This window comes from Synechococcus sp. W65.1, from assembly GCF_047461615.1.
GTDB lineage: Bacteria > Cyanobacteriota > Cyanobacteriia > Thermostichales > Thermostichaceae > Thermostichus.
Map to the genome: position 1 here is coordinate 7,825 of NZ_JANSHI010000023.1, position 20,014 is coordinate 27,838.

General features: G+C 58.9%; 20 protein-coding genes. 15 read left to right on the plus strand and 5 right to left on the minus strand.

Annotated elements, in window-relative coordinates:
• The 6 genes from NW806_RS10705 to NW806_RS10730 form a co-directional block, all read left to right on the plus strand.
• Nucleotides 1-460: FHA domain-containing protein (locus NW806_RS10705; protein ID WP_414411091.1), on the plus strand; the 460-nt coding region annotated here is incomplete at its 5' end.
• A gap of 30 nt (nucleotides 461-490) precedes the next feature.
• Nucleotides 491-1,234 carry a class I SAM-dependent methyltransferase gene (locus tag NW806_RS10710; RefSeq protein ID WP_414411092.1) on the plus strand — a complete coding sequence of 248 codons (744 nt, stop codon included), beginning with the start codon at nucleotides 491-493 and terminating at the stop codon, nucleotides 1,232-1,234.
• 17 nt (nucleotides 1,235-1,251) lie between these two features.
• Nucleotides 1,252-2,034, plus strand: a complete 783-nt coding sequence (locus NW806_RS10715) for an ABC transporter permease (protein WP_414395039.1) — start codon at nucleotides 1,252-1,254, stop codon at nucleotides 2,032-2,034.
• Nucleotides 2,035-2,140: 106 nt separating this feature from the next.
• Nucleotides 2,141-2,362, plus strand: coding sequence for a DUF2839 domain-containing protein (locus NW806_RS10720; RefSeq protein ID WP_414395038.1), 222 nt, complete (start codon nucleotides 2,141-2,143; stop codon nucleotides 2,360-2,362).
• Nucleotides 2,363-2,398: 36 nt separating this feature from the next.
• Nucleotides 2,399-3,211 (plus strand): carbon-nitrogen hydrolase family protein, encoded by an 813-nt coding sequence (locus tag NW806_RS10725; RefSeq protein WP_414411093.1) that lies wholly within the window; start codon nucleotides 2,399-2,401, stop codon nucleotides 3,209-3,211.
• A 10-nt stretch (nucleotides 3,212-3,221) separates the two neighbouring features.
• Complete coding sequence (locus tag NW806_RS10730) at nucleotides 3,222-3,497, plus strand: glutaredoxin family protein (protein WP_414395036.1); 276 nt, start codon at nucleotides 3,222-3,224, stop codon at nucleotides 3,495-3,497.
• Here the strand turns inward: NW806_RS10730 and NW806_RS10735 are convergent.
• Entirely contained in the window at nucleotides 3,486-6,971 is a 3,486-nt protein-coding gene (locus NW806_RS10735) for a DNA polymerase III subunit alpha (protein WP_414411105.1), read from the minus strand. The two genes, NW806_RS10730 and NW806_RS10735, sit on opposite strands and share 12 nt — an antisense overlap.
• 114 nt (nucleotides 6,972-7,085) lie before the next feature.
• On the opposite strand from NW806_RS10735, the gene selD reads away from it, so the two are divergent.
• Nucleotides 7,086-8,141: a selenide, water dikinase SelD gene (gene selD / locus NW806_RS10740; protein WP_414411106.1), complete on the plus strand. Its 1,056-nt coding sequence runs from the start codon at nucleotides 7,086-7,088 to the stop codon at nucleotides 8,139-8,141.
• A 69-nt stretch (nucleotides 8,142-8,210) separates the two neighbouring features.
• Nucleotides 8,211-8,723: a hypothetical protein gene (locus NW806_RS10745; RefSeq protein ID WP_414411094.1), complete on the plus strand. Its 513-nt coding sequence runs from the start codon at nucleotides 8,211-8,213 to the stop codon at nucleotides 8,721-8,723.
• 51 nt (nucleotides 8,724-8,774) lie between these two features.
• On the opposite strand, the gene NW806_RS10750 is transcribed toward NW806_RS10745, so the two are convergent.
• A complete protein-coding gene (locus NW806_RS10750; protein WP_414411095.1) occupies nucleotides 8,775-9,698 on the minus strand; it encodes a hypothetical protein in 924 nt (307 codons plus the stop codon).
• A 216-nt stretch (nucleotides 9,699-9,914) separates the two neighbouring features.
• Here NW806_RS10750 and NW806_RS10755 point away from each other — a divergent pair, with 216 nt between their 5' ends.
• Nucleotides 9,915-10,502: a hypothetical protein gene (locus tag NW806_RS10755; RefSeq protein ID WP_414411096.1), complete on the plus strand. Its 588-nt coding sequence runs from the start codon at nucleotides 9,915-9,917 to the stop codon at nucleotides 10,500-10,502.
• A gap of 23 nt (nucleotides 10,503-10,525) precedes the next feature.
• On the opposite strand, the gene NW806_RS10760 is transcribed toward NW806_RS10755, so the two are convergent.
• Nucleotides 10,526-11,353: a hypothetical protein gene (locus NW806_RS10760; protein ID WP_414411097.1), complete on the minus strand. Its 828-nt coding sequence runs from the start codon at nucleotides 11,351-11,353 to the stop codon at nucleotides 10,526-10,528.
• 169 nt (nucleotides 11,354-11,522) lie between these two features.
• Here NW806_RS10760 and NW806_RS10765 point away from each other — a divergent pair, with 169 nt between their 5' ends.
• The 5 genes from NW806_RS10765 (at nucleotide 11,523) to NW806_RS10785 (ending at nucleotide 16,607) form a co-directional block, all read left to right on the plus strand.
• Nucleotides 11,523-12,233: a HEAT repeat domain-containing protein gene (locus tag NW806_RS10765; RefSeq protein ID WP_414411098.1), complete on the plus strand. Its 711-nt coding sequence runs from the start codon at nucleotides 11,523-11,525 to the stop codon at nucleotides 12,231-12,233.
• Nucleotides 12,234-12,321: 88 nt separating this feature from the next.
• Nucleotides 12,322-13,425, plus strand: coding sequence for a tRNA 2-thiouridine(34) synthase MnmA (gene mnmA / locus NW806_RS10770; RefSeq protein WP_414411099.1), 1,104 nt, complete (start codon nucleotides 12,322-12,324; stop codon nucleotides 13,423-13,425).
• A 93-nt stretch (nucleotides 13,426-13,518) separates the two neighbouring features.
• Nucleotides 13,519-15,045 carry a YcjF family protein gene (locus NW806_RS10775; RefSeq protein ID WP_414411100.1) on the plus strand — a complete coding sequence of 509 codons (1,527 nt, stop codon included), beginning with the start codon at nucleotides 13,519-13,521 and terminating at the stop codon, nucleotides 15,043-15,045.
• A gap of 549 nt (nucleotides 15,046-15,594) precedes the next feature.
• Nucleotides 15,595-15,900, plus strand: a complete 306-nt coding sequence (gene rpsN, locus NW806_RS10780; protein WP_414406312.1) for a 30S ribosomal protein S14 — start codon at nucleotides 15,595-15,597, stop codon at nucleotides 15,898-15,900.
• A gap of 74 nt (nucleotides 15,901-15,974) precedes the next feature.
• Nucleotides 15,975-16,607, plus strand: a complete 633-nt coding sequence (locus NW806_RS10785) for a ribonuclease D (RefSeq protein ID WP_414411101.1) — start codon at nucleotides 15,975-15,977, stop codon at nucleotides 16,605-16,607.
• 15 nt (nucleotides 16,608-16,622) lie between these two features.
• Here the strand turns inward: NW806_RS10785 and ald are convergent, their stop codons facing one another.
• Nucleotides 16,623-17,714 carry an alanine dehydrogenase gene (ald, locus tag NW806_RS10790; protein ID WP_414411102.1) on the minus strand — a complete coding sequence of 364 codons (1,092 nt, stop codon included), beginning with the start codon at nucleotides 17,712-17,714 and terminating at the stop codon, nucleotides 16,623-16,625.
• A 75-nt stretch (nucleotides 17,715-17,789) separates the two neighbouring features.
• Between ald and NW806_RS10795 the strand changes: the two genes are divergently transcribed.
• Entirely contained in the window at nucleotides 17,790-19,676 is a 1,887-nt protein-coding gene (locus NW806_RS10795) for an AMP-dependent synthetase/ligase (protein ID WP_414411103.1), read from the plus strand.
• A 10-nt stretch (nucleotides 19,677-19,686) separates the two neighbouring features.
• Here NW806_RS10795 and NW806_RS10800 read toward each other — a convergent pair.
• Nucleotides 19,687-20,014: hypothetical protein (locus NW806_RS10800; protein WP_414411104.1), on the minus strand; the 328-nt coding region annotated here is incomplete at its 5' end.

Consider the following 20,014-nt stretch of genomic DNA (forward strand, 5'->3'; position numbering starts at 1 on the left):
CCTAATCCTGATCTTCAAGGATCAGCTAGGTCAGCGCGGCGTTGTGTTGGACAAGATTTACTACTCGGTAGGGCGAGCCGCCAACAGCCACATCCGTCTCTATGACCCCTTTGTTTCCCGCCAGCACGCTGTCATTATCCGCGTTCCTGAAGAAAACCAGGCTGGATACAGCTACGTGATCTTTGACGGCAGCCCTGGCTCTCGTCAAAGCACCAATGGTTTGTTCGTCAATGGGAAACGGGTTTCCTCTCATCGGCTGCAGCTTTTTGACAAGATCGGGTTTGGGCCGAGGGCAACAGCCATTGTTAGGAGCACCGACCACTTCAGTCCCGATACCTTGGCTATCCTTTTGAAGACGCCGCCCAATGTTCCTGAGCCGGGATCCCAGCAGGACACCGAGAAAGAAGCGCTCAGAGAGAACGAGAGCTTCACTGCCATCCCCTGCCTTGCGGTATCCTGAGACCAGCAGCCTAGTGAGCTTTGGGTTCCCGTGGCTTCCATTCCCCCTGCGCTGAGCAGCTACTGGCAAAATGGCTTTAACCTGGAAGCTCACCTGGGATCCTTCCTCGGCCTTGAAGCCGCCGAGCTGCAGGAGAAGCTGCGAGCTGGGCAACAACAGTTGGCAGAGCTGGGCCGGCGCGACTTCGGCTGGGATCAGGTAGAGGCTTTTTACCGGGATCGGGTGGGATCTGCCTATCTGCTGGACTTGGCCGCTTGGCACCTAAGCAGCACCGACTACATCGGTGACACCCTGCGCCTGGTGGCGGATCAGGCCCGCGGGCTGGTGCTGGATTTTGGCGGAGGCATTGGCACCCACACCATTGGGGCAGCCCTCTGCCCAGCAGTGGAGCAGGTGATTTTTTGGGATATCAACCCCATCCATCGGCAGTTTGTACAACTGCGGGCGGAAAAATTGGGTCTAAGCGAGCGGATCCACTGTCCAGAAAGCTTGCCAGAAGGGATCTTTTTTGATACCATCCTCTGCTTCGATGTGGTGGAACACCTGCCAGATCCAGCAGCTCAGTTGCGTCAGTTTTACGCTTGGCTCAAGCCGGAAGGTAAGTTGTTGATCAACTGGTATTTTTTCAAGGGGTTTAACGACGAGTTTCCTTTCCACCTGGACGACCCCCAGAAAGTTGAGCAGTTCTTCCAGGTGCTGCAAAGTCACTTTTTGGAAGTGTTTCATCCCTATCTCATCACTGCCCGCTGCTACCGCAAGTGGAATAAAGGCTGAGACTGGAGAGAACCCAAGTGCTGCGCTACTTGCAGGTGTTGTGGCTGTTTTGGAGCACTTCTGTAGCAGCAGAAATGGAGTACCGGGCCAATTTTTTCTTTGCCAGCCTCAGCAGCTTAGGCGGCCTGGCGTCAGCCTTGTTTGGGCTGTCGCTGTTCTACCAGCAGGGGCACCGCTTGGGGGGCTGGAGTTGGCCGGAGGCGCTCATCGTCCTGGGGGTGTTCACCATCCTCCAGGGGGTGTCGACCAGCCTCTTTAACGTCAACCTCAATCGCATCGTGCAGCAGGTGCAGGAGGGCACCCTGGATTTTGTTTTGCTCAAGCCCATCAGCAGCCAGTTTTGGCTGTCAACGCGGGTGTTCTCTCCCTGGGGCCTAGTGGATATCGGCTTTGGCCTGTTGCTGATTCTCTACGCCGGGATCCAGTTGGAGCTGCCAGCCTGGGCCTATGTCCTGGGGCTAGTGCCCTTTTTGCTGGGGCTGGTCATTCTCTACAGCCTCTGGTTTATGCTGGCGGCCACCAGCATCTGGTTTGTTAAGATCTACAACGTCACCGAGGTGCTGCGGGGCTTGGTAGAGGCCGGGCGATTCCCGCTGGTGGCCTATCCGGTGGCCTATCGGCTGTTTTTTACCTTCGTCGTGCCAGTGGCTTTCTTGACCACAGTGCCAGCGGAAGCTCTATTGGGGCGAGCCCAATGGCCGTGGCTTGTGGGATCCGCCCTGTTGGCAGCAGGGTTGCTGTGGGGATCCCATCTATTTTGGCGCTTTGCCTTGCGCTTCTACACCAGCGCTTCTAGTTAAGTCTTGCCTCCTCAACTGCAGCCGACCCCACCGCCTAGGAGAGGCCCAAAGGGAATTAGGTTAAGATGAAAGTCGCGACTGCGCCAAAACCCTTGGAGGCCAGGTCATGGGCGAAGCCAAACGCCGCAAAACCCGCAGCAGCCCAGATCCCGACCAAGAGTTGCTGTTTCCCAGCTTCAAAAGCATTCCTCTCACCAAAGCCCAAGCCCGCACAATCTACAACTGGACAACTCGAGGCACTTGGGCCGGCATTATTCTCCTAGCCATTGTCTGGGTGATAGTGCGATTTGTGGGGCCTGCTTTCGGCTGGTGGCATCTGGCGGGCTAGTCAGCTGGATCCTTTGAGTTTTCCCGGAGTTTCCCTATGCAATCCTACTTGGCAGCCGCCCTTCAGATGACCAGCACGCCTGATCTGGCCGGCAACTTCCAGCAGGCGGAGGAGTGGATTGATTTTGCGGCGCGCCGGGGCTGTGAGCTCGTAACCCTGCCGGAAAACTTCGCCTTCATGGGGCCAGAGGAAGAGAAAGTTCGTCTTGCTCCGGAGATCGCGCAGCGGGCGGAGGAATTCTTGGCCAAGATGGCCCAGCGCTACCAGGTATTTGTGCTGGGCGGCGGATACCCGGTGCCAGATGGGCAGGGCAAGGTGTACAACACGGCCGCCCTCTACAGCCCAGAGGGCAGAGAGCTGGCTCGCTACCGCAAGATCCACCTTTTCGACGTCAACTTGCCCGACGGCAACACCTACCGCGAGTCCAACACGGTGGTGAGCGGCAACGAGGTGGTTGTCTACCAGGAAGAACGGCTAGGCACCCTTGGCCTTTCGGTCTGTTACGACGTGCGCTTTCCCGAGCTGTATCGCTCCCTGGTGGATCGGGGGGCGGAGGTGTTGCTGATCCCTGCCGCCTTTACGGCATACACGGGCCGGGATCACTGGCAGGTTTTACTGCAGTGTCGGGCCATTGAAAACACCTGTTATGTCATCGCCCCTGCCCAGGTGGGCACCCACTACGCGCGGCGGCAGTGCCACGGGCATGCCATGATCATAGATCCTTGGGGGACAATCTTGGCGGATGCCGGCGGCGAAAAACCAGGTGCGGCCATTGCTGAGATCGACCCAGAGCGGCTGCAGCTTGTCCGACGGCAGATGCCCTCGCTGCAACACCGTCGGCTTGCCTGAGGGATCCCCTATGCCTTGGCCGCCGCTAATCCTCTACAGCAAGCCTGGCTGCCACCTCTGCGAGGGCTTAGCGGAGAAGTTGCAGCAGATCCCTGAAGTCAGGGAGCTGGAAATCCGTGACATTACTTCCAACCCCCTTTGGTGGGAGCAGTACTCCCTCGAGGTTCCCGTGCTGAAGGTGGCTGGGGATCCGGAACAGCCCCTACCGCGCCCTTCTCCGCGGCTAACGGTAGCGCAGTTGCGCAGCTGGCTGGGACAACAGTTGGGTGGTCTCTCAGGAGGCTAGCGCTTCCTTGCGGGCAGTGTAGCCGGCCTGGCGCAGAGCTGCAACGGTGGCCTCGGCATCTTTCACCCAAAATTTGGATCCCAGCCGCACCCAGAGGGTGTGGGGGGGGGCGACGAGGGCAGCCACCACGGGAATGCGATTTTCTTCCTGAGCTTCCGAGCGTTGACCGGCAAGTACCGCTTGCAGACGGCGCCGCTCCTCTACGGTTCCAGCAGAGTCCAGGGGAACTTCCACCGTGACCCAGCTTACCGCTTCAATGGGCTGCAGGTCCTCCACAATCAATTGCACCTGCTCATCCCGCTGGTCGACCTTAGCCCAAACCAAGAGCCGTTGATCCACCTGCAGGCAACTGCGCAAACGCTTGTAAGTCTTGGGGAAGAGCACCGCTTCGCAAGTGCTTGTCAGATCTTCTAGTTGCAAAATGGCCATGCGCTCCCCTTTCTTGGTGCTGACGGTTTTGATGGCGGTCACCAGAGCGAGAATGCCGACTGAGACCTCAGACGAGCAGGTCTTCAAGTCAGCGAGGTTGACAAGAGCTAGCAGCTGTACTTGCTTTTGGAGCCGCCGCAGAGGGTGATCCGAAACATAAAAGCCCAACAGTTCCCGCTCTAGCCTCAGCTTTTCCTGCGGCGGAAAGTCTTCAGTTGCAGGCCCTTGGGGCGCTTCCGTAAAGCCCTGACTGCTGCTGCCCAACAAATCAAATAGGCTGGCTTGGCCGATGGCTTTGGACTTGGCCCGCTCCGCCGCCCAACTGAGGACGGGATCCAGATCCGCTATGAGCTGTTTGCGGTTGCCGGAAATACCGTCGAAAGCGCCTGCACAGATGAGCGACTCTATGGCCCGGCGGTTGACGATGCGCAGATCGACCCGCTGGCAAAAGTCGGCCAAAGAGGTAAAGGGGCCGCCAGCCTGGCGAGTGGCCAGAATGTTTTGCACCGCTCCCTCGCCTACATTCTTCACTGCCCCCAAACCAAACAAAATGCTGGATCCCTGAGGCGTAAAGTCTAGGCCGGAGCGGTTGATGTCAGGCGGCTCAATTTGGATTCCGATTGACAGGCAGTAGGTGATGTAGCGCTGGACTCTATCCTGATCCCCGCTTACAGAAGAAAGCAGCGCTGCCATGTATTCTGTTGGGTAGTTGGCTTTTAGATAGGCGGTCTGGAAAGTAATCAATCCGTAGGCTGTAGAATGGGATTTGTTAAAGCAATACTCGGCAAAAGCAACCATCTGGTCGAAGAGCTCCGTGGCTACTTCTTTAGCCACACCTCGCTCGACTGCTCCTCGAACAAACTGCTCGCGGTGTTTCTCCATTTCCGAGACCTTCTTTTTCCCCATCGCCCGCCGCAGCAGGTCAGCCTGGCCCAGGGTATAGCCGGCCATGTCCTGGGCAATGCGCATGATCTGTTCTTGGTAGAGGATAGCCCCATAGGTATCTTGAAGGATTGGCTTGAGAAGGTCGTGGGCATAGGTTATCGGCTTGCGGCCATGTTTGCGATCGATAAAGTCTGGGATCATGCCCGTATCCAATGGCCCCGGTCGGTAGAGAGCCAAGACCGAGGAAATATCTTCCAGATTTGAGGGCTTGAGCTCTCGCACCACCTGCTTCATCCCGGAAGATTCCAGCTGGAAGATCCCTTCCACCTCCCCTTTTTCCAAAAGTTGGTAAGTCTTTGAATCGTCCAGTGGTAGGTTGTCCAAATCAATCACAACGCCTCTATGTTCTCGAATTAGCTCTACAGTCCGCTGGATCAGGGTTAGGTTGCGCAGCCCCAGAAAGTCCATCTTCAACAAGCCCAAAGACTCGATGTCCTCCATCGAGTACTGGGTAATAATTTGGCCTTCATTGTTGTACTGCAAAGGCACGATCTCGTCCAAAGGATCCTTGGAGATGACTACGCCAGCGGCATGGACTCCAAAGGTTTTGTTGGTGCCTTCTAGCAATCGAGCTAGGTCAATCCAGCGGCGGGTGGTTGGGTCTTTCTCATATTTTTCCTTAAACTCTGGAGCAGGAGTGTTCTCGCTAATCATCTCCTCTAGTTTTGCCGGCTTGCCCCGGGACACCGGGATCAACTTTGCCATTTTGTCAGCTTCTGAATAGGGGATATCCAGAACCCGAGCAACGTCCTTGAGGATAGCTTTGGAAGTCATGCGGTTAAAGGTAATGATCTGAGCCACTCGCTCCTGTCCATACTTGCGGGTTACGTATTCGATCAGCTCTCCCCGACGCTCGATACAAAAGTCAGTATCGATATCGGGCATTGATTGCCGTTCTGGGTTGAGAAAACGCTCGAAGAGCAACCCGTATTTGACAGGATCGATATTAGTAATCTGTAGGGCGTAGGCCACCAGGGATCCGGCTGCCGAACCACGGCCTGGGCCCACTGGGATCCCGTGCTCACGGGCATAGCGAACGTAGTCCCAAACAACCAAGAAATAGCTGGAAAACCCCTTTTGCTGGATGATATCCAGCTCAAAGCGCAGGCGCTCCCGATAGTTTTGGGGGATCTGATCCGGATGGGCGACGCCACAGCGCTTTGCCAAGCCTTGCCAGGCCAATTCAGCAAGGTAGCTATCGGCAGAATGACCTGGGGGAACTGGGTAGTCAGGCATGCGTATTTCCCCAAACAGGTCATAGTCCTCAATCTTTTCCAGCACTTTGAGGGTATTGGCAATCGCCTCGTCGATGACCTCCTGCTCGAGGTGATCGCGGCAGAGGCGGCGCATTTCCTCTAGGCTTTTTAGGTACTCTGTGCCCGTGTAGCGAAGGCGATTTTTCTCGGTGAGGGATTTGCCTGTCTGGATACAGAGCAGGGCATCGTGGGCCTCCACATCCCAGCAAGAAATAAAGTGGGTATCGTTGGTGAGGATGATTGGGATCCCCAACTCCCGAGCAATGCGAACCAATTGCACATTGACAAAGCGGTCTTCCCGGTAGCCGTGATCCTGGATCTCGATGTAGTAGTCATCTCCAAACTGTTCCTGGTACCAGGCAGCAACCTGACGAGCAATTTCTGGCCGCCCCTGCAAAATGGCCTGGGGAACCTCTCCAGCAAGGCAGCCGCTGGTAACAATCAACCCCTCCTTGTATTGCACTAAATACTCTTTATTGATGCAGGGTCGAGCGAAGATCCCCTTGCCTTGAACGCCGTGGAGATGGGAAATGGTGGTCAGCTTCACCAAGTTTTTGTAGCCCTGGGTGTTTTTGGCCAAGACCACTTGGTGATACTTTGGGTACTTGCGGCTTTTGTCCCGAATGTTGCCGTTGATAACATACATTTCGTTGCCGATGATTGGCTTAATCCCTTTGCTTTTACACAGTTTCACCAGTTCGATGGCCCCGTACATAACGCCGTGATCCGTCAGGGCCAGTCCTGGGAAACCCATAGCCACTGCTTGCTCAATCAAAAGCGGCAGTCGGCTAGCCCCGTCTAGAAGGCTGTACTCGCTGTGCAAGTGCAAGGGAACAAAGGCCATGGCAACGGTAGGGATAAGGGATCCCTTCAACCTTAACCCAGCGCTCTCCTTTTCCAGTTGCCGGCAGAGGCCGCTACAGTGAAGTCAAGCCCACCTTTTCGCCCTTCGCCTGATATGGAGCCTCCTATTCGCCTCACCCAGTACTCCCATGGTGGCGGCTGCGGCTGCAAGATTGCCCCTGCGCTGCTGCAGCAGATTCTCAAGGAGCTGCCCCTCCTCTGGTCGGATCCAGCCCTGTTGGTGGGAGCTGAAACCAGCGACGACGCCGCCGTTTACCAACTCAACGACGAGCAGGCCCTCATTCTAACCACCGACTTTTTCATGCCCATTGTGGACAATCCGGTGGATTTTGGCCGCATCGCTGCCGCCAATGCCCTTTCCGATGTTTACGCGATGGGGGGCACCCCTATCCTTGCCCTGGCCATCCTGGGCATGCCGGTCAACACCCTGCCCCTGTCGGTCATTCGGGAGATCATGGCCGGGGGGATCCAAGTCTGTCAGGAAGCGGGGATCCCTCTGGCTGGGGGGCACTCCATCGATTCCCCTGAGCCCATCTTCGGCCTGGTGGTGGCAGGGCTGGCCCACCCGCAGCACATCCGCCGCAACGCCACCGCCCAGCCTGGCGACGATCTCATCCTGACCAAGCCGCTGGGGATCGGGGTAATGACCACCGCCCTGAAAAAGGGTCAGCTCAGCACAGCGGGCTATGCAGAAGTTTTACAAGTGATGACCCAGCTCAACCGCATTGGCCCGCAACTGGCCCGGCGAGCCCAGGTTCACGCCCTAACCGATGTAACGGGGTTTGGTCTTTTGGGACACTTGCTAGAGGTCTGCCGTGGCTCGGGGGTGAGCGCTGAGTTGGATCTGGCTGCCATTCCCTTTTTACCAGAAGCCCTCTCCTTGGCTGAGGCTGGGATCTTCCCAGGCGCAGCCCGTCGCAACTGGCAAAGCTATGAGGGAGTAGAGGCCAACTCTCTGCCCGAGTGGCAGCAATTGCTCTTGTCGGATCCGCAAACCAGCGGCGGCTTGTTGGTGGCTGTAGATCCGAGCCACACGGCGGAGCTATTGCCAGAACTGCAGGAGGCCGGCTACCCCTATGCCCGTCGCATTGGCCGCTGCCAGGCCGGCAAAGGGATCGCCATCCGGCTTGTCGGCGAGATCCCAAGATGAAGATTTGGTCAAGCAGGGCTGCAAAAGTCGAAGATCTCATGTAAGGGGAACGAGATATCTTGGAGGGGTATGAACGAGTCCTCTCCCAACAGCCACAGCCTGGTTCCGTGGGTTGATCCAGAGCAGCTAGTCTGCAGCCTCGCCAGTGGTCAACTGCTGATGGTGGATCCCCAGCGACACAACGCCTTGATCATCTGCAAAACGTTTCATGCCGAGTTTGCCGGGCCGGGCGCTGCGGTGGGGGGTCCTTTGGATGTGGAGTCGAGCGGCGTGGTTCCGATTGGGGATGTGGCTCTGTTGCATCCCCGGAGCTACCAAGAGCGGCAGAATGCTTATGCCAAGCGGCTGCACTGGATGCGCTGGCTGCAGCAGATTACCGACAACCCTCTGTCGGCCCAGCGGGCACGAACCTTGCTCTTTAGCCTAGAAGAGTTTTTCTCTGCTGAGGTGGTCAGCCAACTCCCCGATGAGGTTTTGGCGCGGCTGGTAGGGGTGCTGCCCCAGACCATTGCCGCAGCCCGCAGGGAAGTAAGCTACCCCACGGCCAAAGCTGCGAGTCTCCGCGCCTCCTTTCCTCGATAACCTTGCCCCAGCTATTCCTTGGGCGATTGAGTCTGCCTGGGCTGGTTGGCATCACGGCTTGCCGTTGGGATAGAGCCGGTTTAGTCCTTTGCGCGCTTTGGCATGGATGTCCAGGGTGGCATTCATTTTCAGGATTTGCCGGTAAACCTGCTCAGCCCGAGCAATTTCCCCCTCCTGTTCCAGTTTCTCGGCCAGCCTGAGCAAGTTCTGGGCTGAAGGCTCTGCCAGGGATCTCGCTTGGCCTTCCTGCTCCTGCAGGCGCTGCAGTTCTTCCAGGCGCTCTAGCACCATCGGTCGCAGCAGCCAAGAGTCATCCAAATCCAAAACTTCCCGGTAGTAGCGCTGGGCCTCTTTGAAGTTCTTTTGCTCGTCGTAGGCTTCCGCCAGTTGCAGAGCCAGCTCTGCCGTAGGCCGATCCTTAAATTGCCGATGCAGTTGGTTGAGCCGCCGCAGGAAGGGAGATCCCTGCTGGGGGTTTTGCAGATCCGGAGCGTGTTGAACTGGCAGGTAGTTGGCGTTTTGGGCCAGTTGTTCCCCGGAAGAGACAGCCTCTGTGGCTTGCCCTCGCAAGGGTACCTGACGGCTGAGGCTTTTGGGATCCAGGGGTGTGGGCTTGGAGAGCTCAATTGGCTGATCCCCAGAAGAGGTGGACGGACTTGACGGCGGGATCGGCTGCGGCGAGGGAAGGGTCTTGCGAGCCGGCGATTGGGGAGATGGCTGCTTCAGCTCCTCAAGGGTGCGGGGAGACTTTGCTTTGGGAGTCTCTCTGCGCTCTTGGGCCAATTCTCGATAGAGAGCAGCTAACTGAAGGTAGCCTGCCTCCTCGTAGGCAGTGGCCAACCAAAGGGCATTTTCAGGGCTGGGATCGGCCCGATAAGCCCGCCGCAACAACTGCAAAGCAGTGCCATAGTTGCGCTCTCGAATAGCTGCCTGCCCCAAGCTGGCTGACTTGGCCGCCGTGGTATCGCTAGCCATACTTGCTGTGCCTCCCTGGGTGCTGCTGGTAGATTCCTAGCCTAAGCATACCTTTGCCGAGCCAGACGTTAACTGCTAGGAAAGACTTCTCCTATTGGCAAGCATTTCTAGCCAATATCGACTGGCTTAAATGTGGGTAAGAAGATCTGGATGTAGGGCGTACCTTCAAGCTAGCCTGGAGTTGGGGCTCTAGAAGCAACAGATTCCGGCGCCAAGATGATTCAAGACTTTCGAGAGCGGTACCCCATGGGCAGCTTGCTCACCGATCTGTTGCGCGTGGAAGAAGGGATCTACATCGTCAAAGCCCAGGTAGTGGTGAACAACACCGTTTTGGGCAGTGGCATGGCCGGCTCAAACACCATCGAAGACGCTGAAGATGCTGCCTTGAAGCGGGCTCTTCAGCATGCAGGATTTGGTCGCCCTACCTCCTCTTTAAGTTTAGGCCTAGACGCTGCCCCTGCCAGGGCTTCTTATCTGTCCTCTCCCAGTTGGCCAACTCCTAACTTGGGCAATGGACAGTCCCAGTCTTCCTCTACCCCTCCAACCCCTGAAGCAGCAGGGATCTCAGCCCGATCCCAGGCCCTTAAAGAAGCGGAGACTCAAAGCGACGACCTTTCGGATCTCATTGCGCAAACGGACGTGGAAATGCAGCGCATTGGCTGGGGCCGCAAGGAGGGCCAAGAGTTTTTGGAACGTCGCTTCCAGAAAAAATCTCGCCACCAGTTGACTGAAACTGAGTTGCGGGAGTTCTTGCGCTACCTCAAACAGCAGCCCTCCCGCCTAGGCAGTGAGCCCCGCTTCTAAGTTTTGCCACCAGGGCTGACAGGCTACGGCGCCCCCACAATCACTGTGGTATTCTGCATCGTTTTGACCACCGTCTCCCCCCCTTCCGAGAGCACAACCTGCCGCTCTGGCACCGATACCTTGGCTACCTGGGCAGTTTGGTAGTTTTGCCCAGCCTGCACAACTGCGGGAAGGGTGCCAGGGGCAGAAATGAGGGCAAAGGACTCACCGCCAATTTGGATAACCCCAGAAACCTGCACGCTGCGGGCAAAAGCAGCCGGATCTGGCGTGGGTGTGGGGAGCGGCGTAGCCACGCCTACAGGCACTTCGCTCCCCAGGGGAGGCAGTTCTGGAAGGGGCGGCAGATCTAGGGGTGGTAGAGGGGGCTCGGGAGCGCGCACGTTCTGGGGCACAAAGGGATCCGCCCGTCCCGCCCTACTCAGAGCCCGCTGGGTTTCCTGCTCCCGATCCACAGGTGGGATCAGGATGGAGGCAGGTTGGGTTGGCAAGGGCCGAGGCTGGTCGGGAGCAGTCTGGCCAAAGCCTTCGGGCAGAGCCGCCGTCTGTTGCCGGGCAAGAGCCCGCAGCTGGCTAGCTCCACGGGCCAGGGTAGCATTCATGTCCTGTTCCCAACGGCCTGAGGGGTTGAGCTGCATGATCACGGGGTTGCTGTTGCCGCGAAACTCTACCCAGACTTCCGCTTCCGTGTTGCTGAGCCGGCGGGAGCGGAGGATGCGGGATCCCGGCGGCAAAAGCGGCTGCAGGGCCAGCTCGGCGTCCCGAACTGCCTGGGCGTTGGCCAAAGCGGGAGCCAGAGACATGCCTCCTGCCAACCCCAGCAGGATCCCAAGCAAAAGCAGTGGGCGAACCATAAAAACCCCTGGGAAAGCGTCTCTGGACTAAAATATCCAAAATCCTCGCAATGGGGCTAACCTCGAGCTGCCTTTTTGTCAAGCCTCTCCCGACAAAACGGCGATCCCTGCCCCAAGGCAGCAAAGTTTGCCATAATTAAAACTTGTAAACATTCTGGCTCTCCCCACTTTGGATCCCGCCAACCCTAGCCAATTACAGGAGATTGCCGAGCGGCTGCGCAGCCCACGACCAGCGGATCGGATGCTGGCCTTGGCGCAGTTGCGGGACGTGCCAGCAGAGCAGGCGGTGCCGCTGATTCTGCAGGTCGTTGACGATGAAAACCTGCAAGTGCGCTCTTTTGCCGTCTTTGCGCTCGGGGTCAAGCAAACTGACGCCTGTCTGCCTAAGTTGGTGGAGATCCTCACCCAGGACCCGGACTACAGCATTCGCGCCAATGCAGCAGGCGCTCTGGGATACCTAGAAGACCCCCGGGCTTTCGAGGCGCTGGTGCGTGCCTTCTACGAAGATGTGGAGTGGCTGGTGCGCTTTAGTGCTGCCGTAGCGTTGGGCAACCTGAAGGATCCCCGAGCTTACGACGTACTGCTGCGGGCGTTGGAGGGGCCGGAAGAGTTGCTCCAGCAGGCGGCCATCGCTGCCTTGGGGGAACTGGGAGATCTGCGGGCGCTGGATCACCTCTTGCGCTTTGCCCAATCGGAAGATTGGCTGGTGCGGCAGCGGCTGGCCCAGGCCTTGGGAAATCTGCCCTCGCCTAAGAGCGTTTCCGCCCTCAACTATCTGGCCAAGGATCCTAACGATAGCGTTGCCGCAACCGCTCTGGATTCCCTGCGACGGCTGCGCCAAAGGGGCTTCCTAGAAGCAGGATCCCCACCAGCGGATTAGAAGCAAGCTAAGCTGAAGATCGGGGTTCAGCTTGCTGGAGGGCTCCTTTGAGGAGGAGGCAAGCTTTTCTGTTCTTATCCCCTGCTCTATGGTGGCTACCAAACCCCATCCTGAGACAGCCGGACTTCCCTCTCGGCCCCGCATCGTGGCGGCTCTTTCTGGGGGGGTAGACAGCTCCACAGTGGCAGCTCTCCTCCACGAACAGGGCTACGCCGTGGAGGGGGTTACTTTGTGGCTGATGCGGGGGAAAGGCCAGTGCTGCACCGACGGCCTGGTGGATGCTGCTGCTGTTTGTGAGCAACTGGGGATCCCGCACCACATCGTGGATAGCCGCGAGTTGTTCCAAACCCACATTGTCGAGTACCTGCTAGCCGGCTATGCGGACGGGATCACACCGCTGCCCTGCTCCCGCTGCAACAGGCTGGTCAAGTTCGGTCCCTTGCTGGCCTACGCCCAGGAGCAGTTGGGCATCTCGCAGATTGCCACTGGCCACTACGCGCGGGTACGTTTCAACGCCGAGCTAGGGCGCTACCAACTGCTGCGGGCTGTGGATCGCCAAAAGGATCAGTCTTATTTTCTCTACGACCTCAGCCAGGAGCACTTGGCCCACAGCCTCTTCCCGTTGGGCGAGTACACCAAAGCCCAGACCCGCCAGATGGCTAGGCGCTACGGCCTGGCCACCGCCAACAAGCCAGAGAGCCAGGATCTTTGCCTAATTGAAACCTACGGCTCGATGCGCAACTTCCTGGATCAGCACTTGGGGGAAAGGCCAGGGGAAATTGTCGATACTCAGGGGCGGGTCCTGGGGTACCACCAGGGCATTCACCACTACACCATTGGCCAGCGCAAGGGCTTAGGCATTGCTGCCCCTCGTCCGCTCTATGTGGTGCGCATCGATGCAGCCATGAACCGCGTGGTGGTGGGAGAGCGGGAAGAAGCCACCCAAGCAGAAGCCTGGGTGCGGCAGGTCAACTGGGTGTCGATCCCAGCGCCATCAGAGCCCTTGGAGGTAGAAGTGCAGGTGCGCTACCGTACCCCTGCCGTGCCAGCTACCTTGATCCCGGAATCGCCGGAACGCGTGAAGTTGCAATTTGCCGAGCCCCAGTTTGGCGTCACCCCCGGCCAGGCCGCCGTTTGGTACCAGGGGGATCTGCTGCTGGGAGGTGGCATCCTCGAGCGCCCTCTTTCCTAGCTGGAAGTTTGCCAGAACGCAGCGGCAGGACCTCAAGCTGGCGGGATAGGGGCAGCCGCGGCTAGAGTCAATCGGTTGTGGCTGTTGAGGTCCATGCGCTTGGCTTTCTACCTGCGCTTGCTGCTGTTGTTGGCGCTGCTGGCCCTGTTTACAGGCCTAATTGTGTGGCTGATTCAGTCCTTTCTCGAGCTCTACTACGCCACCCGCTACCACCCCCTTTTAGGGGGTCTGTTAGTTGGAGTGCTGACGCTGCTGCTAGTGGTGTTTTTGGCCGCCTCGGTCTATTACTTGTTTCTCTTTGGCCGAGCTTCCTCCCCTCCAACCCAGCGCCTTCCTCAGCTAGCCCCCCCGACAACCCCCGCCGAAAAGTGGGAGGCAGCCCGGCGCAACCTGGCCCAACTGGAGGCTCAAGTAGCCCAGATTCAGGATCAGGTGGCCCGAGCAGCGCTGGCAGAACGGTCAGCCCGCTTAGCCCAGCAGTTGGCCCAGCCTCAACTGAAGGTGGTGGTTTTCGGCACAGGCTCGGCGGGCAAAACCTCGCTGGTGAACGCTCTCCTGGGGCGGCCAGTGGGAGCAGTGGGGGCCACCCTGGGCACCACGCAAGCCGTGGCCGTCTACGACTGGAACCTGCCCGGCATCCTCCACCCCGTGAAGATCGTGGACTGTCCAGGCATTTTGGAAATTGGGCCGGCAGGAGCCATGCGGGAAGAAGAGGCCCAGGCTCAGGCCCAGGCTGCCGAGCTGTTACTGGTAGTGGTGGACGGGGATCTGCGCCAGTCGGAGCTGGAGCCCCTGCGCCGCCTTCTGACCTTGGGCAAACGGGCCCTCCTGGTGCTCAACAAAATTGACCTCTACACTCCCGAGGAACAGCAGCTTCTGCTCCAGCGGCTGCGGGAACGGGTTTACCCCCTTATCCAACCGGAAGACGTGCTGCCAGCTGCTGCAAACCCGGCCCCCGTGCGCCTGGGATCCCAAACCTGGCAGCCGCAACCCGAGGTGGCGGCAGTGCGGGATCGGGTGCAGGCGGTGCTCTATGCCGAGGGGAGATCCCTGGCCTTGGACAATGCCCTCCTGCAATCCCAGCAGTTGGGCGAGGAGGCCAAGCGCATTCTCCAGGCGCAGTTGCGTCGCCAGGCGGAGGAAGTGGTCGATCGCTTTCAGTGGATTGTAACCGGTGTGGTCTTTGCCAACCCCATCCCAGCGCTGGATCTCCTGGCCATTGCCGCCATCAACGCCCAGATGGTGGTGGAGCTGGGATCCCTCTACGGCTGCAAGATGAACCTACAGCAGGGGCGGGAGCTGGCTTTGTCCTTGGCTAAGACCTTGGCTGGCTTGGGTCTGGTGGAAGGGGCAATCCAACTGACCACCGGGATCCTAGCTACAGTGGCTGAGGTCAGCGTTGTTGGCTTTTGGCTGACAGCACCCATCCAGGCAGCCAGCGCTGGCTATCTCACCCGCATTGCCGGCAAAAGCTTTATCGAGTACTTCCAGCGCAACCAGAGTTGGGGAGAGGGAGGCATGCAGGCGGTGGTCAAGGCCCAGGTGGAGAGCGCCCAAAAATCCGGCTGGCTCAGGGAGTTTGTCCGCCAGGCCTGGGAACGGGTTTTCCGCTTTCGCTAGGAACCGCTCTGAAAGACTTACACAACCCCAGGCAAAAGCAGACTTTCACTCGGCGTTGAGGCTTCCTTCCTGCTTCCACGACCCGTAGCTAGTAGTAGAGTTCACCTCTACTACCCCGCCAGAGGGATCTCCACAGGCGCGACTTCCCCGCAAGCTGCAGGTAGTTGCTCCTTGCCCCCATAAGGCACACCGGCTAAAGACGGAGCCAACTTTAGCCTAGGCAAAGTGCCTACCAGAAAAGATGTACTCGCAAGCCTACTCGCTCAGCCCATCTACGTCGAGGCAGAAGGTTGGTTATGCCACAAAGTGGCCAATTGTCCGGTGAATCAAGGACTAGAGGAGAACCCCGCCTGCAGTACCAGCTCCATCCCTGCTAGGTAATGGCGTAGCATCCGCCAGCACTTCGCGGCCAGCAGCAGCGGTGGCTTGCAAGCACCACGCAGGCGGCAATACTAGCGTGCCCCTAACCCATAGGCAGGCTCCCCTTGCTGCCAGTTGCCCCTGCTCGTTATCCTAGTAGAGCTGAAAAATTGGGGAAACAGGTGAGCCGTGGCTAAAAAAAGCATGATCGAGCGGGAGAAAAAGCGCCAGCGCTTGGTTGAAAAGTATCGCGAAAAGCGCCAGCAATTGAAGGCAGCGCTGGCTGATCCCAACCTCGACCAGGCCACCCGCATGGAGCTGCATGCCCAACTGCAAAAGCTGCCGCGCTCCAGCTCGCCCACCCGCCTGCGTAACCGCTGCTGGAAAACGGGCCGTCCCCGCGGTTACTTCCGGGATTTTGGCCTCTGCCGCAACAGCCTGAGGGAGATGGCTCACCGCGGCCTGCTACCTGGCGTGGTCAAAGCCAGCTGGTAGCCCAGATGGGCTGGAGGCTGCTGGCAACTGCCCTGGAAAAGCAAGCACCTTCTCTGCCCTGAGGGGAGCTCCCCGTGGCCCTGAAGCCCTTCCAGATTTGCGACGACGATCTCACCCCCGACCTGGTCAAAGCCCTGGCCGGAGAAGCCTACCTGGCGGTGGACACAGAGACGATGGGCTTGATCCCGCAGCGGGATCGACTCTGTGTTGTGCAGATTGCCAACGCTGCCGGTGAGGTGGTGCTGCTGCGGTTTAGCCGCGGCGTCAGGCAGGCCCCTCTCCTAGCCAAGCTGCTGACGGATCCCGGCATCGAGAAGATTTTCCACTATGCCCGTTTTGACCTGGCCATGCTGCGCTACCACCTGGGGATCCAAGTCTGGCCGGTCTTCTGCACCAAGATTGCTAGCAAACTGGCTCGCACCTACACCAGCAAGCACAGCCTCAAAGATGTGGTGAGCGAGCTGTGCGGGGTCGAGTTGAACAAGGCAGCCCAGAGCTCCGACTGGGGAGCTGTCCATGCCCTCTCGGCGGAGCAGTTGGAGTACGCAGCTAACGACGTCCGCTACTTGATCCCGGTGCGCCACAAGTTGGCCCAGATGCTGCAGCGAGAGGAGCGCTGGGAACTGGCCCAGCGTTGCTTCCAGCACCTTCCCACCCTTGTCGAGCTGGATCTGCTGGGGTATGGCAACGTCTTCGAGCACCAGTAGTGGCAGCCTCTAAAGCTAGTTGGCCAAGTCGGGGAAAGTAGCCCGCACGGCGGGGTGGATGAGCTTGCCGGAGCGAATGTTAAGCCCTTTGGCCAAAGCTGGATCTTGTTCCAGGGCAGCGGCCAGGCCAAGGTTGGCCAGCTTGAGAATGTAGGGGAGCGTGGCATTGACCAAGGCTTGGGTTGAGGTCCAGGGGACAGCCCCTGGCATGTTGGGAACGCCGTAGTGCAACACGCCGTAGGCTTCGTAAACCGGCTGGGCATGGGTGGTGGCCCTAGTGGTGGCAATGCAGCCTCCCTGATCCACCGCGACGTCCACAATTAGGGATCGGGGCCGCATCTGGGCCACCAACTCCTCCCTCACCAAAATCGGCGCCCGACTGCCCGGCACTAACACCGCTCCCACCACGAGATCGGCCTTGCGAACGCACTCCTCGATGGTTTGGGGGGTGCTGTAGAGCAACTCCACTCGCGATCCAAAGATGAGCTCCAGCTCGTTGAGCCGCTGCAGGTTAATGTCCAAAATCTGCACCTGCGCTCCCAGGCCAACGGCCACTTTGGCCGCCTCTGTACCCACGGTTCCTCCGCCCAAAATCACCACTCGTCCCGGTGGCACACCTGGGATCCCGCCCAGCAGTACGCCTCGCCCCCCCTCTTGGCGGGTGAGGTAGTGGGCACCAAATTGCACCGAGAGCCGCCCAGCAATCATGCTCATGGGCATCAAAAGAGGCAGGGAGCCATCGGCCAGCTCCACTGTCTCGTAAGCCAGGCAGGTGGCCCCCGAACGCAGGAGGGCTTGGGTGAGCTCGCGGCTAGCCGCCAAGTGCAAGTAGGTAAATAGGATCAGATCCGGATGGAGCAGCGGATACTCTGCAGGCAGGGGCTCTTTCACCTTCACCACCAACTGCTGCTGGTAGATCTCCTCAGGAGTAGCAGCCAGCCTGGCCCCCGCCTTCTCATAGTCCTCGTCAGTAAAGCCGGCTCCCTGGCCCGCTTGAGTTTCCACCCACACCTGGTGCCCCTGCTCAGTCAAGACCCGCACCGCCGCTGGTGTTAGGCCGACGCGGAATTCCTGCTCTTTAATCTCCCTGGGCACGCCAATGCGCATAGGGATCCCTGGAGGACTGCCTTCGAGTTTGTGCGCGCTCTGTTAAAGTGTAAGCGTGATTTACGGCCCGGATCTGTGACCGTTGTCTCCGCTGCTGCTACACCCGCTGCCCCAGAGACGACTCTACTCAACGTCTGGCAAGTCCTAGCCGAGAAGTTTGCTGACCAGCCTGCCCTCAGGGATCCCCATGCCCAGCCGGTCTTTGAGATTTCCTATGGGGAACTGTTCCGCCGCATTCAGACGCTGGCTGCTGGCTTACAGGCTTTGGGCATTCGCCCTGGGGATCGGGTAGCCATTTTTGCCGACAACTCCCCCCGCTGGCTGATGGCGGATCTGGCCACGCTGTTTACAGGAGCAGTCAATGTGCCGCGCAGCGCCGTAGCGGATCCAGCGGAGCTGGGCTACATTTTGCGCCATTCCGGGAGCACCGCTTTGATTGCCCAGGATGTGAAGACGCTGGCACGGGTTCGGTCAGTTGTGGAGGAGCTGGGTCTAGAGCGGCTGCTGCTGCTTTCGGACGAAGAAGAGCCAGGAGTAGTGAATTTTTCTCAGTGGCTGCAAGCAGGGCGAGAACACCGCTACGAGCCCCCCAAGTTGGAGCGATCCCAGTTGGCCACCATCATCTACACTTCCGGCACCTCCGGTCAGCCCAAGGGGGTGATGCTCAGCCACGGCAACCTCATGCACCAGGTGGAGAACTTGGGCGCGGTCGTACAGCCCCAACCGGGGAACAAGGTGTTGAGCATTCTGCCCACTTGGCACTCTTATGAGCGGGCTTGCGAGTATTTTCTCCTTAGTCGCGCCTGCACGCTGGTCTATACCAGCCCCCGCTTTATCAAACAAGATTTTCAACAGGAGCAGCCCCACTATTTGGTGGCAGTGCCGCGCATTTGGGAAACCGTTTATGAAGGGATCCAGCGGCAATTCAAAGAGAAAAGCCCCCTCCTGCAGTGGCTAATCCGTGCTCTGATGGCTGTCAGTGAAAGCCATGTGCTCTCTGGACGGATAGCTCGCAACCAGTCAATTTTGCATTACGGAGTCAGCCCCTGGGTGCGCCTACAGGCTCGCTGGCAACATTGGCTGCTCTGGCCCCTGCATCGGCTGGCCGATTGGCTCATCTACCGCAAGGTGCGACAAGCACTAGGCCCCAATTTTCAACATGCTATTAGCGGCGGCGCATCCCTACCTGCCTATCTGGATCTGTTCTATGAAGTTGTTGGGATTTCCATCTTGAATGGCTACGGCCTCACGGAAACCTCGCCAGTGCTGTGCGCGCGGCGTCCTGACAACAACGTGCGCGGTACGGCTGGCCCACCGCTGCCAGGGACGGAGTTTCGCATTGTCGATCCGGAAACCCGGCAGCCCTTGCCCCCTGGCCAAAAGGGGTTGATCCTGGCCCGTGGCCCGCAGGTGATGATGGGCTACTACAACAATCCAGAAGCCACCGCTAAAGTTCTCAGCTCTGATGGCTGGTTTGAAACCGGGGATCTAGGCTGGCTCACTCCCGACGGCCAACTGGTGATCACCGGCAGGGCCAAGGATGTCATTGTCTTGCGCAACGGCGAGAACATTGAGCCACAGCCCCTGGAAGATGCCTGCCTGCAATCTCCCTACATCAGCCAGATTGTGATCGTCGGGCAAGACCAAAAAAAATTGGCTGCCCTCATCTACCCCAACCTCGACGCCCTCAAGGCCTGGGCTGCTGAGCAAGGGATCCCTACTGCCGAGACCGAGCTGCTCGTTCACCCGCAGGTGCGCCGCTTCATCTTGCAAGAAGTACGCCGCCGCATCCAAGAGCGCCCTGGCTATCGGCCCGACGAGCAAGTTGCTGACTTTCGCTTCTTGCCAGAGCCCCTGAGTGTGGAAAATGGCCTCATGACCCAGACGCTGAAAATTAAGCGCAACCCCGTGGCGGAGCGCTACGCTCACCTTATTGAGGAAATGTACCGATCTTTGAAGTAGGGCCAGCCTTCTAGGTTTGGGATCCCCGTTGTTGCTCCAGGTAGCGCCGGAAGGTCTCCGGTGGGATAGCCCCCCGGTAGGCCCCACAGTAGTAGAGGGTGAGCACCGCCTTGTAGGCCCAGTCGGTCGCCACCACGTCCGGGAAGGGGCTGGGCAGGGTATCGGCTTGGTTGGCGGCGCAGGCTTGCAAAATCCGCTCCGTGGTGAGCTGTTCTGCCAAGTCCGGAGGGAGCTCCCGCAGGTTAGCCTGGGCCAGAACCGCTCCCGGCAGGCACAAGCTGGCGAGGGTCGCCGCCCAAAAAGCGCGAGTGAAGAGGTGTTGCCAGTTCATGGCTCTC